General features: G+C 45.2%; 14 protein-coding genes. 3 read left to right on the top strand and 11 right to left on the bottom strand.

Annotation, left to right across the window (positions count from 1 at the left end; translation table 11 throughout):
- Positions 1-36 precede the first annotated feature (36 nt).
- The 9 genes from murG to mraZ all read right to left on the bottom strand — a co-directional run bounded on the left by murG (position 37) and on the right by mraZ (position 10,544).
- Positions 37-1,191, bottom strand: a complete 1,155-nt coding sequence (gene murG, locus LT679_RS14395) for an undecaprenyldiphospho-muramoylpentapeptide beta-N-acetylglucosaminyltransferase (protein WP_232178478.1) — start codon at positions 1,189-1,191, stop codon at positions 37-39.
- A 42-nt stretch (positions 1,192-1,233) separates the two neighbouring features.
- Positions 1,234-2,385 (bottom strand): FtsW/RodA/SpoVE family cell cycle protein, encoded by a 1,152-nt coding sequence (locus LT679_RS14390; protein ID WP_232178306.1) that lies wholly within the window; start codon positions 2,383-2,385, stop codon positions 1,234-1,236.
- Between the two features lie 85 nt (positions 2,386-2,470).
- Complete coding sequence (murD, locus tag LT679_RS14385) at positions 2,471-3,841, bottom strand: UDP-N-acetylmuramoyl-L-alanine--D-glutamate ligase (RefSeq protein WP_232178305.1); 1,371 nt, start codon at positions 3,839-3,841, stop codon at positions 2,471-2,473.
- Positions 3,842-3,972: 131 nt separating this feature from the next.
- The gene (mraY, locus tag LT679_RS14380; RefSeq protein WP_232178304.1) at positions 3,973-5,214 is read right to left on the bottom strand and encodes a phospho-N-acetylmuramoyl-pentapeptide-transferase; all 1,242 of its coding nucleotides are present in this window, start codon (positions 5,212-5,214) and stop codon (positions 3,973-3,975) included.
- 11 nt (positions 5,215-5,225) lie between these two features.
- A complete protein-coding gene (locus LT679_RS14375) occupies positions 5,226-6,686 on the bottom strand; it encodes a UDP-N-acetylmuramoyl-L-alanyl-D-glutamate--2,6-diaminopimelate ligase (protein ID WP_232178303.1) in 1,461 nt (486 codons plus the stop codon).
- Positions 6,683-8,785 carry a penicillin-binding protein gene (locus tag LT679_RS14370; protein ID WP_232178302.1) on the bottom strand — a complete coding sequence of 701 codons (2,103 nt, stop codon included), beginning with the start codon at positions 8,783-8,785 and terminating at the stop codon, positions 6,683-6,685. Before LT679_RS14370 ends, LT679_RS14375 begins: the two co-directional genes overlap by 4 nt.
- Positions 8,775-9,185 (bottom strand): FtsL-like putative cell division protein, encoded by a 411-nt coding sequence (locus LT679_RS14365; protein WP_232178301.1) that lies wholly within the window; start codon positions 9,183-9,185, stop codon positions 8,775-8,777. The genes LT679_RS14370 and LT679_RS14365 overlap by 11 nt, the downstream gene beginning before the upstream one ends.
- Complete coding sequence (gene rsmH, locus LT679_RS14360) at positions 9,182-10,087, bottom strand: 16S rRNA (cytosine(1402)-N(4))-methyltransferase RsmH (protein ID WP_232178300.1); 906 nt, start codon at positions 10,085-10,087, stop codon at positions 9,182-9,184. Before rsmH ends, LT679_RS14365 begins: the two co-directional genes overlap by 4 nt.
- Positions 10,080-10,544, bottom strand: coding sequence for a division/cell wall cluster transcriptional repressor MraZ (gene mraZ, locus LT679_RS14355; protein WP_232178299.1), 465 nt, complete (start codon positions 10,542-10,544; stop codon positions 10,080-10,082). Before mraZ ends, rsmH begins: the two co-directional genes overlap by 8 nt.
- 333 nt (positions 10,545-10,877) lie before the next feature.
- Here mraZ and LT679_RS14350 point away from each other — a divergent pair, with 333 nt between their 5' ends.
- The 3 genes from LT679_RS14350 to LT679_RS14340 all read left to right on the top strand — a co-directional run bounded on the left by LT679_RS14350 (position 10,878) and on the right by LT679_RS14340 (position 12,519).
- Positions 10,878-11,420 (top strand): glycosyl-4,4'-diaponeurosporenoate acyltransferase CrtO family protein, encoded by a 543-nt coding sequence (locus LT679_RS14350; RefSeq protein ID WP_232178298.1) that lies wholly within the window; start codon positions 10,878-10,880, stop codon positions 11,418-11,420.
- A gap of 83 nt (positions 11,421-11,503) precedes the next feature.
- Positions 11,504-11,758 carry a hypothetical protein gene (locus LT679_RS14345; protein WP_232178297.1) on the top strand — a complete coding sequence of 85 codons (255 nt, stop codon included), beginning with the start codon at positions 11,504-11,506 and terminating at the stop codon, positions 11,756-11,758.
- A 26-nt stretch (positions 11,759-11,784) separates the two neighbouring features.
- Positions 11,785-12,519 carry a DUF3667 domain-containing protein gene (locus tag LT679_RS14340; protein ID WP_232178296.1) on the top strand — a complete coding sequence of 245 codons (735 nt, stop codon included), beginning with the start codon at positions 11,785-11,787 and terminating at the stop codon, positions 12,517-12,519.
- A gap of 51 nt (positions 12,520-12,570) precedes the next feature.
- Here the strand turns inward: LT679_RS14340 and LT679_RS14335 are convergent, their stop codons facing one another.
- Both LT679_RS14335 and LT679_RS14330 read right to left on the bottom strand, forming a co-directional pair.
- A complete protein-coding gene (locus LT679_RS14335; RefSeq protein ID WP_232178295.1) occupies positions 12,571-13,740 on the bottom strand; it encodes a glycoside hydrolase family 172 protein in 1,170 nt (389 codons plus the stop codon).
- Between the two features lie 100 nt (positions 13,741-13,840).
- On the bottom strand, positions 13,841-14,224 hold the full coding sequence (locus LT679_RS14330; protein WP_232178294.1) for a hypothetical protein: 384 nt from the start codon (positions 14,222-14,224) through the stop codon (positions 13,841-13,843).
- Positions 14,225-14,275 lie beyond the last annotated feature (51 nt).

The raw sequence follows: 14,275 nt of genomic DNA, 5'->3' as shown, positions 1-14,275 counted from the left end.
AAGGCCCCTCTACTTGCAAAGAGGGAGCCTTATGTTTTAATTGTTAATTGTTATTTGGATAACTTCTTTCGCAATTACTTCATCGGCATTAGGCATAGCCAGTTTGCCAATGTTATTGCATAATATTTTTTGTTTTTCTTTGTCTTTTAATAACTCCAGTGTCTTGTCAACCAGTTTGGCTTCGGCGTCTCGATCGGCTACAAAAATGGCTGCATTTTCCTGCACCAGTGCCAGCGCGTTTTTGGTTTGATGATCCTCGGCTACGTTTGGCGATGGTACCAGTATCACCGGTTTTTTGATCTCGCACAATTCGGCAATGGTGCCTGCGCCTGCACGTGAAATAATTACATCGGCAGCAGCATAAGCCAGATCCATCCGGTTTAAAAACTCGCGTACCTGTATGTTGGGATGTATATTTTCACCCAGTTGTTCTATAATGCTTTTATAATAGTACTTACCTGTTTGCCAAATAACCTGCACATCGGCGTTAATAAACTTTTGTAAACCGGCCTGTATGCTGTGGTTAAGCGTACGTGCACCTAAACTTCCACCTAAAACCAGTACCGTTTTTTTATGTGCAGACAGGCTGTACAACTCTAAAGCCTGCATTTGTTTGCCGGCAATGCTTACCGACTCCTTACGCACCGGGTTGCCGGTTTTGATGATGCGCTCGGCGGGGAAGAATTTGTCCATCCCATCAAACGCGACACATATTTTTTTTGCCTTTTTGCCCAGCCATTTGTTAGTTACACCAGCATAGGAATTTTGCTCCTGTATAAGGGTTGGTATGCCTTTTAATGATGCCGCGTACAATAAAGGCCCAGAGGCATAACCGCCAACACCAACAGCGGCATCGGGTTTAAAATCTTTAATGATCTTTAATGCCGCACGTACACTACCAATCAGCTTAAAGGGGAACATCAGGTTCTTAATGATAGAACCACGCTGAATACCCTGTATGTTCAGGCCGATGATTTTGTATCCCGCCGCCGGAACTTTTTCCATTTCCATACGGCCATTAGCGCCTACAAACAATATTTCCGTTGATGGATCGAGCTTTTTCAAGGCATTGGCAATGGATACCGCCGGAAAAATATGTCCGCCCGTTCCGCCGCCGCTGATGATGATACGCCGCCCCCCGGCCCCCTGAAGGGGGGGATTAGCGTTGGGTATATTTTTAGTTTGATCCATCATTTAATTCTTTTTCATTACTCCCCCTTCAGGGTTTGTGGGTTATACCGCCACTTCTCTTATTTCGCCAACCACTACCTTTTTAGGTTCTTCAATATCCCTGCTTACTGATAGTATGATGCCAAAGGCCACGCTGGTAAACAAAATGGATGTACCACCCATACTTACCAGCGGCAACGGTACACCGGTTACCGGGCCTAAACCAACAGCTACGGCCATGTTAGCAAACGCCTGTATGGTTAGGCTGAAGCTCAGACCCGCAGCAAGCAATGCCCCGAACGCTTTAGGCGCCCTGGTTACTATTTTTATACACCGATAAAGCAAAAACAAGTAGATGCCTACGAGCGCTATGCCGCCTATCATGCCGTATTCTTCAATAATGGTTGCGTATATAAAATCCGAATAGGGGTGAGGCAGGTAATTACGCTCGGTACTATTGCCGGGTCCTTTACCTACGAAACCGCCGGTTGCAATGGCGATTTTGGCGTGGTCAGACTGGAAGGATTTATCGGGATCAGCCTTCTCCGGGTGCATAAAAGCGTTGATACGTGATACGTAGGTATCGCGACGACCGCCAAACATCATTACTCCGGCCAGCAGCACAACACCCGCTAAACATACCAGCGAAATTTGCTTAATACTGATACGCCCAACAATAAGTAACAGGATGCTTACGCCGAACAACATGATAGCTGTTGAAAGACCTGCCGGCGCAATCAGCACAAACACTACACATACCGAACCCATAATAGGTACGAATGATTGCTTAACATCTTTTATATTTTCCTGCTTGCGCGATAGTGTACGGGCCAAATAAGTTATCAGCGATAGCTTGGCTAAATCCGAAGTCTGGAATGTTAAGCCACCGGGTAGGGCAATCCATCTGCTGGCATCATTTACGTGGTTACCAAACAGCAGTGTGTACAGCAATAGCGGGATAGTAACGATCATCAGCAACTTTGATATACCGGCATAATAGCGGTAATCGAGCTTGTGCGATATGTACATGAGGGCGATACCAGCCACAATCATGGCAAGGTGCTTCATCAGGTACGATTCAGCACCTGTGCCATGTTTATAAGCGATGGTACCGGTTGAGCTGTACACCGCCATTAACGATATTACCGAAAGCACGATCACGATCAGCCAGATCCAGCGGTCGCCTTTGGTATTGTTTAGTATCGCGTTTAACATATTTACCTCTCCCAACCCTCTCCAAAGGAGAGGGCATTTTTTATTTTTTCGTCCATGGACCATTGTCTATAGTCCATGGTATTACCTATAATTCCCTTACTGCATCCTTAAATTGCTGGCCGCGGTCTTCGTAGTTCTTAAACAGGTCGAAGCTTGCGCAAGCCGGTGATAATAAAACGGTGTCGCCTTTTTTAGCTAAATGAAAGGCGATCTGCGCCGCTTCCTGTGCCGAAAAGGTATTTACTATAACCTCAACATCATCTTCAAAGGCATCATGTATGCGTTTGTTATCTTTACCCAGGCATACAATGGCTTTTACCTTTTGCTTTACAAGGTCTTTAAGCATGCCGTAATCATTACCCTTGTCAACACCGCCCAATATCAGTACTACATCGCTGGTCATGCTCTCTAAAGCGTACCAGGTTGAGTTAACGTTGGTAGCTTTTGAGTCGTTAATAAAGCTGATGCCCGATATTTTGGCAACAAACTCAAGCCTGTGCTCAATGTTCTTAAAGTTGCCCATGCTCTCCCTCATACTCTCGTTCCGTAATTCAAGCACCTTGGCCACAATGCCCGATGCCATTGAATTGTAGATGTTGTGCTTTCCCTGCAGGGCCAGATCTTTAATTGACATTGTAAAATGTTCTTGATGAATGTTGATGACAATATTGTCGTTCTCCAGGTATGCACCCGGATGTATTTCTTTCTCTATTGAAAAAGGCAGTAGTTGCGCACCAAACGTGCGGCTTTGCAAGCCTTTCAGGGTTTCGGCATCATCGGCACAGTATATAAAATAGTCGTGCTCCGTTTGGTTCTGCGTAATGCGGAACTTTGATGCCGCGTAGTTTTCCAGTTTATAATCGTACCTGTCCAGATGATCGGGTGTTATGTTGAGCAACACGGCTATATCAGCCTTAAACTCATACATATCATCCAGCATAAAGCTGCTGATCTCGAGTACATAATGATCAAAACTTTCGGTAGCCACCTGGTAGGCAAAACTGTTACCTATGTTGCCGGCCAGGCCCACGTTCAACCCCGCGTTTTTCAGGATGTGGTAGGTAAGGCTGGTAGTAGTGGTTTTTCCGTTTGAGCCGGTGATGCAGATCATTTTAGCTTCGGTATATCTGCCCGCGAATTCAATCTCGGATATTACCGGCGTTTTTTGCTCACGCAGTTTTTTGATGATCGGCGCTTTCTCCGGTATTCCCGGGCTTTTCACCACTTCTGTCGCGGCCAATATCTCCGCTTCGGTATGCTGCTGCTCTTCAAAGCGTATGTTCCACTGCTTTAGTTGCGCTTTGTATTTATCGGCAATCGGGCCAAAGTCTGAAACAAAAACATCAAAACCCTTTTGCTGCGCAAGGTATGCAGCGCCCACGCCGCTTTCGCCCGCGCCAAGCACCACAAGCTTTGCCTGTGTGTTAGGTGTTGATATGTTTTGTTGTGATTCCACTGATTTTGTTTATTATGATTTCACCGATTGCTTTATGATTTCACCGATTTTTTTTTATATCTATTCTTAATTACTAATCTCTAATCACCAATCACTATTAACTATTCACAACTCACCATTCACCCCGCTCACTATCTCAGCTTCAACGTTATGATGGCCATTATAGCCAGCATGATGCCTAAGATCCAGAAACGGGTAACGATCTTGGATTCGTGGTAGCCCTTTTTTTGGTAATGGTGGTGCAGGGGCGACATCAGGAATATCCGGCGGCCCTCGCCGTACTTTCTTTTCGTGTATTTAAAGTAGGATACCTGCATAATTACCGACATGTTCTCTACGATGAAGATGCCGCACAGAATAGGTAGCATCAGTTCCTTGCGTATCATGATGGCGAATACCGCGATAATACCGCCGATGGCCAAACTGCCGGTATCGCCCATAAAAACCTGGGCCGGGTAGGAGTTGTACCACAAAAAGCCAACACACGCGCCCACAAAGGCACCGGCAAAAATTACCAGCTCACCGGAATTAGGAATGTACATAATATTCAGGTAATCGGCTATTACCGTATTGCCTGATACATAGGCCAGCAGCGCCAGCGTAATACCTATAATGGCCGATGTGCCTGTTGCCAGTCCGTCAATACCATCCGTTATGTTGGCTCCGTTGGATATGCCGGTTATGATGATGATCACAAAGAACAGGAAAACCACCAGCGCGTATTGCTCATAGCCTTCGCCTGTGAATTTTAAAACCTTGCTGTAATCAAACTCATTGTTTTTATAAAAAGGCAGAGTGGTAATGGTCGACTTAATATCCTGCGTATATACCGGCACGTTATCGCGCATGTGGAACGATACAGGTGCGTCATAAGTAACAGGTAGTTTTACTTCCTGGCGGATGATGATGCTGTCGTTAAAGTACATGGTCCAGCCAATGAATAGGGAAAGTATAACCTGACCGGTGATCTTAAACCTGCCCGCCAAACCTTCTTTATTCTTTTTAAATACCTTGATGTAATCATCCAGAAAGCCGATGGCTCCCAACCAGATAGTGGTTACCAGCATCATGATGATGTATATGTTTTCTAAGCGTGCGAACAATAGGGTAGGCACCACAATACCTAATATGATGATGATACCACCCATGGTAGGCGTACCCTGCTTTTGCATCTGGCCTTCCAGGCCAAGGTTGCGCACGGTTTCGCCAACCTGCTTGTAGCGCAGGTAATCGATCAGCCTGCGGCCATATACCGTGGTGATAATTAACGACGTAATTACCGACATTGCCGTACGAAACGTGATGTATTGAAACACCCCCGCTCCCGGAATGTGGAATTTTTCGTTTAAATATTGAAAAAGGTAGTATAGCATCTGCCTTTGTTTTAATTCATTTCTTTAAATAGCGCTACCAACTCTTCCATATCGTCAAAATGGTTGCGTACGCCGTTTATTTCCTGGTACTTTTCGTGGCCTTTGCCGGCAAGCAGTATCACATCGCCGGGTTTAGCCAGGGTACACGCTGTTTTTATAGCCTCGCGCCTGTCGGTAATGCTTAGCACATGGCGCTTAAAGGCTGGATCAACACCTGCTTTCATATCCTCGATGATCTGTGCCGGATCTTCGCTGCGCGGATTGTCTGACGTGAGTATTACATTGTCGCTCCATTCGCAGGCTACCTTAGCCATCACCGGGCGTTTAGTTTTGTCACGGTCGCCGCCGCAGCCAATTACGGTTATTACCTTTTCATCGCCTTTACGTATTTCGTGAATAGTGCTCAGCACATTTTGCACTGCATCGGGCGTATGCGCGTAGTCAACAATACCGATTACCTTGTTAGGCGCTACTATATAATCAAAGCGACCTTCGGCACCTGGCAGTTTGCTCAGGCTGGTTAGTACCTTCGCTTTGTCCTGATCGAGCAACATGGCGGTGGCATAAACGGCCAGCAGGTTGTAAGCGTTAAACTTACCTACCATCCTGAACCATACTTCTTCATTGTCAATATTCAGCAACAGGCCGTCAAACTCGCTTTCCAGTATTTTCGCTTTATAATCGGCCATGCTTTTGAGTGCATAGCTTTTTTTATGCGCCTTGGTGTTTTGCAACATTACGCTGCCGTTTTTATCATCAGCATTGGTAAGCGCAAAAGCGTTTTTTGGCAGGCCATCAAAAAAAGCTTTTTTTGCATCACGATAAGCCAGGAATGTTTTGTGATAATCCAGGTGATCGTGAGTAAGATTAGTGAAAATACCTCCTGCGAAAGTCAGTCCTTGTATACGGTGCTGCGCTACTGCGTGCGAGCTTACTTCCATAAAGCAATAATCGCAGCCCTGGCCTACCACGTCCGCCAGTAAACTGTTAAGCGCTACCGGATCAGGTGTGGTATGTGTTGATGGTATGATAGTGCCGTTGATCTGATTTTCAACTGTTGATAGCAATCCGCATTTATAACCCAAATCGCGAAATAACTGATATAGCAGTGTAGCGATAGTAGTTTTACCATTAGTACCCGTTACACCAACCAGTTTCAAGTTTGAGGATGGGTTCTCGTAAAAGTTAGCCGCAACAATACCCAATGCAACAGCCGAGTCGGCCACCATTAAAAAGTCGACTTCCCCGGTTACATGAGCCGGAAGTTCTTCGCAAATAACTGCTGCAGCGCCTTGCCTAACGGCCTGCTCAATATAATCGTGCCCGTCAACCACGGTGCCCCTAACGGCAACGAACAACGAGCCGGGTACCACCTTGCGCGAATCAAAAACAACCGCCGTTATTTCAACGTCGGCACTGCCTTGCAATTCGGTAAAGGCAAGCCCCTCAATTATATCGCTCAAATATCTCATTGCAGTTCCAGTATTATTTTTGAACCTTTTGGTATCAGGCTGCCGCCAGTTACCGATTGTTTTTTTACCGAGCCGCTGCCGCGCGCTACCACTTTGTAACCTGCATTGCCCATTACATAAAGCGCATCACTCAGGCCCATGCCGGTAACATTAGGTACCGAGCCCTTTTTAACCTTGGTATCTTCAAACGCAATACCGCTGCTGGTATCAATACCGTTTTCAAGGGCATTTACAGAGGCATAAAGCGGTTTTAGGCCAAGTTTATTATAAACCTGTTTAAGCGCTTTTACGTTACCCTGTTTAACATCGGGCATGCTAGTGTTACCCACAAAATGCTCGGTTTTGTTTTGATTGATGTGCATATCGGCAGCATAAACCTTGTCGGCAATCTCCCTAAACGCCGGGCCGGATACAGCCGCGCCGTAGTAGCCATTTTTCGGATCGTTGATTACCACTATCAGCGAGTATTTCGGGTTATCAGCAGGGAAGTAGCCGCAAAAAGATGCCTGGTACTTACGATTGGCGCGGTATCCCAGATTAGCGTCGGCCACCTGTGCCGTGCCGGATTTACCGGCAACCTTGTATACCGGGTTGTTGATGATGCTTTTACCTGTACCCTCTGTAATTACACCCTCAAGCATGGCTTTCATTTTGCTTAGCGTAACGTCTGAGCATATTTTAGGGTTTACAACTTTGGCGTTAAAGCGCTCAACGGTATTACCTAAACGTCGAATCTCACGCACAAAAATCGGGGAGACGTATTTACCGTTATTGGCTATCGCGTTGTAGAACGATAGCATTTTTAAAGGCGTGAGCTGCATCTCGTAGCCGTAGGCCATTTGTGGCAAACTCATGTTCTTGTTCCAACTGCGGTTTTTAGGGTTTTTTACAACCGGTTGTGCTTCGCCAGGAATTTGCAAGCCCATTTTTTCATTCAATTTCCAATCATATAGGTGATCAGTAAATTGAGATTGATTATCATGGTAAGCCGTGTTTACCAAATAGGCAACTGCAGCGTTTGATGACTCCTCGAATGCTTTTTTAACCGTTACGCGGCCGATACTGCCGTGCGAATCCTTAATGGTATGGCCCTTAATAGGATAGTTGCCGGTGTTCACCATGGTATTGGTGTCCACTTTGTTGTCTTCTAACAAAGCCATATACGAGGCTACCTTAAAAGTTGATCCAGGATCCTGGTTGCCGGCAATAGCATAGTTAAATTTCTCTTTATAAACACCATCTTCAACCTTGGTAAAGTTGGCCACAGCACGCACTTCGCCGGTGTTTACTTCCATCAATATGGCGGTGCCATGATGCGCATCGCTTTTTATCAATTGTTTTTCAAGCGCGGTTTGTACCACATCCTGAAAGTTTACATCAATGGTTGAAATAATATCCGCGCCCTCTTTAGGTGCTATATCATACTCGCCGTCGTTCACCGGCATCCATATGCCACCGGCAATGCGCTGCATCAGCCTGCGCCCTTTTTCGCCGTTAATATAGCTGGCGTAAGCGCCCTCTAAGCCAACCGGGTTTTGTACGTTATCGTTTTTATAACCGATAGTACGTGCCGCCAGGGTTTGGAAAGGCATAATACGCTTGTTCTTTTGCACAGCGATCAGTCCGCCGCGGTATTTGCCCATGTTGAAAATAGGGAACTGGCGTACTTTTTTCAGTTGCTGATAAGTTACCTTGCGTTTCAGCAAAAAGTAACGGGCTTTTTCATGCCTCGCCTCGCGTAAGATGCGTGTATACTGCCGTGCCGATTTATCGCCAAATAACCCCGACAGCTTGTAAGCCAGCGAATCTACTTTTTCATAAAATATCTTATCATTCTCAATAGCACCGGCGAGCATATCCATGCGCAGCTCATACTCCGGTACAGAGGTAGCCAGCAGGCTGCCATCAACCGAGAATATGTTACCGCGACCAGCCTCCACATCCATGTTACGTACCGAAAGGCTATCAGCCATGGAGCGCCACTTTTTACCCTGTACCATCTGTACTCGGCCAAGCTGAAAAACAACGGCGATGGCGAAAAGCAGAATCAACCCGAAAGCAAGGTAAACCCTGAGCAGTATGTTGGTCCTAATTCCCATTTTGATCCTCCTTAACGGTTATTTTTTGAGGTGGTTCAATAGATTGTTTTATGCCGATGGTATCGGTACGTTTAGCTACTTCAGTTAAGGTGCTTTTATAAGCCAGCTCAGCCTTTGCCGATTTATAATCCCAGGTAAGCTCTTTAACTTCTTTGCTCACCTTGTCTATATCACGCAGGTTACGCTCGGCCAAATGGCGGTTGGCTATATAAAGCATACATAAAAACGCCACGTATAAAATAAAAGGCAGGGCTTTTGTAGCCTCCTCGGTAGTTACAAAGCCTTTATTTAAAAATTGCGTAAAAAGGTTGTCCGGTATTTCACGTACCGGCTTTTCTTCTACAATAAGTTCCTTTTCAGCTACTTCTTCCTCAATTTCACTGCGTAAACGATTCGTCATTTCTTTACAGCTATTCTAAGTTTCGCGCTGCGCGCCCTGTTATTATTTTTTATCTCGTCCTCGGTTGCGGTTATAGCGCCGCGGCTAACTGCATCCAAAGGTTTTTTATCATTACCATAAAGGTCTTTCTCCACCTCGCCGCTGAATTTGCCTTTGGCGATGAAATTTTTTACCAGCCTGTCTTCCAGCGAATGGTATGACATTACCACCAGCCTGCCGCCGGTGCCTAAAACTTCGGCCGATTGGTTCAGGAAATCTTTTAACGCCTCCAACTCCTGGTTTACCTCGATACGTAGCGCCTGGAAAACCTGTGCCAAATATTTATTTTCTTTGCCACGCGGAATCAGGCTGCTGATGGCGTTCTTTAAATCGGCAATGGTATTCAATGGTGTATTTAGTCTTGCTGTCGCGATGGTTTTGGCCAGCGATTTTGCATTTTGTATTTCACCGTACACGCCAAAAATGCGATGCAGATCGGTCTCGCTACAGGTATTTACCACTTCCTTAGCGGTAAGCGTATCGGCCTGGTTCATGCGCATATCCAGTTCGGCATCAAAGCGGATAGAAAAACCGCGGTCAGCCTGGTCAAACTGGTAGGACGATACCCCCAGATCAGCTAAAATGCCATCCACCGGGATAGCATCATGCAGGCGGCAAAAATTTTTTAAGTACCTGAAGTTCTGATCAACAAAAGTGAAGCGGTCGTCATCAGGTATGTTGCGCTGGGCGTCGGCATCCTGATCAAAAGCTATCAGGCGACCATCAGGGCCAAGATGTTTGAGTATCTCGCGCGAGTGGCCGCCGCCGCCAAAGGTTACGTCAACGTAAGTGCCGTTTGGCTTTATAGCCAGCGCATCAATACACTCCTCAAGCATTACAGGAACGTGGTAATTGTTATTCATTGTCCCTCCTTCCTGCGCTGCCCATTACCTGCTCGGCCATTGCGGCAAAATCATCCGGGATGCTGTTCATCAGATCGTCATAAGCGGCAGGAGCCCATAGCTCAATTTTGTTAAGCTGGCAAGCCACAATTACTTCGTTGCCGATACCGGCATAGTCAAGCAATGCTTTTGGCAACAGTACACGCCCGGCAGCATCTAACGACAAGCCCATGGCTCCACGGGTGAAAAAGCGCACAAAGTCGCGGCTTTTTCTGTCGTATTGATTAAGTTTGCTCAGGTCGTTCACCGTATTTTCCCACTCCGTTTTAGTGTATATCGTCAACTGTTTTTCAAAGCCGCGCAAAATCACAAGACCCTCTCCTTCAACTCCGGGGAGTTGTTTCTTGAGGTCCGAAGGGATCATTAAGCGCCCCTTGGCATCCAGCTTGCAATCATATTCACCTAACAGGAATGACATCTATGGTATATCGGCAAATTTTGTAACGTAAAAGTAAATCACTTTTCCCACTTTCTACCACTTTCCCCCACTAAAAGTTTTCAACATTTTTAGTGCGTATTTTGTTGCGATTTTTTTATGAATAATTTAACTGTAGATCAGCTATTTATAAGGGTTATTAAAGTGGTGGGAAAAAGTGGAGCAGAAATGCGGCCAGTAGAGGATATAAAAGCAATTTTTAAGCTGATAGCTCTGTTATGCCGATTTCATCCTGCATTACTTACGTGCTAACCGAAGGCTGTTGCTATATTTGAAAAACCAGACTGATTCTACAATCATCTAACCAAGTAATCTATGCCCAAGCCATTTGCTTTAGCTTTAATATCATTAATTACACTTGGGCTGGTTTATGCTGTCGCCAGGTATATCAGGATGGATGGATTCGCGTTCGCGTGGATTTTGAACTTCCTGTTAATGACGGGTGTGCTCGCTTTTACTGAAAACCTAAAAAGCCAACTCAAGTCATCATACTATAATGAAAAGGGATGGGAGCGCAAGGGCAAAATATACGAGCGTGTGGGAATAAACTTTTTCAGAAAACTTTTAGTTTGGATAGGTTGGGAAAAACTCAACAAGAAAAATAACCCTGTAGCAAAAGATACCGATGCTTTGATTTACTTACACTATCAAACCAAGAAGTCGGAATTAGGCCACATAATTATCCTGTTTATTGTGATGGGGTTCAATATTTACGTAGCATTCAAATTTGGTATTCTTAAATCCTTGTGGTTACTGGTATTAAATGTATTACTAAACCTTTACCCGGTTTTTCTGCAACGCTTTAATCGCCCGCGCATAGCCAGGGCCATTAACATCAGCAAGCGCGTTAGGGGATAGCTGTAACAGACCGCATTAAAGTGCAGTATAAGGTTGTATGCCTTTTTGATTTTTGCATATATTGCGGCTTATCACAATTAAATATGGAGCAACTATCCGCACTTACCACCGAAGAGCTAATTAAACGCAAGCAAAGATTAAAAGGGATACTTATTGGTTTTATCACACTTGCCGGTATGTTAATAGGGGTTTATGCCTACATGTACTTCGTTAAATCAAAACCGATGTCGCCAGCGACATTTGTACCGCTCATCGTACTGCCAATAACCTGGCTGCCGATGATTAGTTCTCTAAGTTCCATAAACGCCGAGCTCAAATTGCGCAACAAGGTAATTTAATAAACAACCAATCTTATACAATTAACATGGTAAACTGCGTCAATTGCAATACGGAGGTTAACTACAAATACTGCCCTGAGTGCGGGCAACCTGCCACGCTCAAAAGGATAGACAGGCATTATATACAGCACGAGTTGCTGCATATTTTCCATTTTGAAAAGGGTATATTGTATACTATTAAAGAGCTGTTATTAAGGCCGGGTAAAACTGTGCAAGCGTTCATCTCTCAAAACAGGAGCCGGTTGGTTAAGCCTATCGTATTCATTATTGTAACCTCATTAATATATACTATCATCAGTCATTTCTTTCATATTGAAGAGGGATATATCAATATAAAGGGTGATGAAGATTCTGTAACCTATTCCATTAATTCATGGGTACAAAACCATTACGGTTACTCCAATATTATGATGGGTATTTTTATAGCCCTATGGCTTAAGTTGTTTTTTAGGATGAGCACCTATAATTTTTATGAGATATTAATACTGCTATGCTTTGTAATTGGTGTTGGTATGCTAATGTTTACTGTTTTTGCAATTATTGAAGGCGTAACGCATCATAAATTGATGGCTGTTTCAAGCGCGATCTATATCATTTATGCCTCATGGGCTATCGGGCAATTTTTCAATAGCGGTAATACAGAAAAAACATTTGAACGCTATATCAGAGCTTTTGTAGCTTACCTATTAGGGATGGCAAGTTTTACTATAATTACTTTGAGTATAGGCATAGCCGCTGACCTTTATTATCTTTATAATTAGCCAATAAAGTAGTTTCAAAGGCTCCAAATGCGGAGGCTTTGTGCTTTAATATTAATTCACTTCCAGCAGATCCTTCTCCGGCAGTTTCGGGAACTTTCCGTGCGGTTCGCGCTGGTACCAGTAGGCTACCGTTATAATGTCCGACTTTTGCGGCAAGTACCTGCCGCCGTCGCGCCAGCCTAAATCCTGTATGGTTACTTTCAAATCCTTGTCAAACCTTATCGGGTCCATAATATGCCAGCGGTACATGCCGAAGCGCTGTTGCGCCTTGTATACACCGTCAGGACGGATCACCTGGTGCAAACCGGCGTATGGTGTGGTAAACTCGGTGTACTTACCGCCGCGGTCAAAGTTGTATGATCCGCAAAAGTAGTCCTCCGTGCCGGTGCCTGCTATGGTTGGGTATTCCTTATCGCCATCCATAAAAAACTTAATCTCGCCCTCGCCCCACCAGCCGTTGTTATTTACACCGATGCCCATATATGTACCCACGTATTGGCCTTTTCCCTTAACGCCATCCAATATGGTATGCAACGATGTGGTGTTAGGGTTTGAGCGTCGGTATTGCGCGTGAAAATAGGCTTCATCATCGCCTACATTAGTGAGCGTATAATTGATTTGGTAATACAAGCGCATGGGTTCCGCTTTGTTGATGTTCTCCAGCGTTACGCGGCATTTTTTGCGGAAAGGCATCTTCCAGTAGCAATTAAAGGCGCTACCAGGGTTTACGGTTACCGGCAACGAGTTTAGCGGCGCATACTCGTTACCCCAACCCATCCCGAAAAATGCGCCAACCGGCGATTCAACCGATGGTTCGGTCTCGTCATCCCAATAAAAGCGGAGTATAGAGAATTGCCAGTTACCGGTAGGAGTCATCCATATTTGCTGTATGGCGCCGGGGCCTTCCATTTCGGCAATGGTAATGGTTTCGCCGGGATTAACGATGATGAAGGGATTCACCTTCCAACCTATACCCAGGTCGCGGGCCTCGTTGGCGGCATTGGCCACATTACGTTGTCCTTTGTTCTTGACCGGATCGGCCATAGCACCCTTACCTTTGCCGCCGGTAAAATTCTCTGGACTGATAGATCTTGTCTTCGCGTCGGATAGGCGCGACAAATTACCCAAGTTCATGTCTAACCCATTAAACTTTTCGGGTTGCTGGGCTTTGGTGGTTATAAAGGCAGCGGTAGCCCATAAGGCTAAGAGCAGTTTTTTCATAAGCGGTATCTGTTAAGTATAATTGGTAAGCCGGAACCGAGCAGCGGCTTACTTCAAATTAACGCATATTGAAAAACTTTAGCAACCCTTAACGCCGATGTTACTTAAAGCTGATCTCGGCAGGGCCGGATAAACGCTCTACATGGCAGGCGCATTTACCGCCCGATATTTTCACAGTATCCTTACGGGTAACGTTGGAGGCGCTGTCAGTTGCGGTAAGCTCAATATCATCGCCAGCTTCTGAAAGTTTTTTGAGGTCGCTATCATCAACTACGGTAAAAGTGTTGCCGGCTGTTTGATCTTTATGAGTAAGGTTTTCACCGGTGCGTAAGTTGATGGCCTTAAAATCTTTCACCGGTTTGTTATAGCTCACAGGCACGCTGGCAAACATCATGGTGCAGGCCTTGTCGGGGCATTTTTCTTCGGCTTGATTACAGGTGTTTATGGCTAACACAGCCAGCAGCATTACGGATAACTTGGTCATGATTGAAACATGTAACTGAAAAAATCGCCCGGCTTTTTAGGGCCGGGCTTC

Origin of the sequence: Mucilaginibacter roseus (genome assembly GCF_021215455.1) — a bacterium.
In the GTDB taxonomy this organism is placed as follows: domain Bacteria; phylum Bacteroidota; class Bacteroidia; order Sphingobacteriales; family Sphingobacteriaceae; genus Mucilaginibacter; species Mucilaginibacter roseus.
The sequence above is the reverse complement of the archived record's forward strand: the minus strand, read 5'-3'. Positions and strand labels throughout refer to the sequence as shown.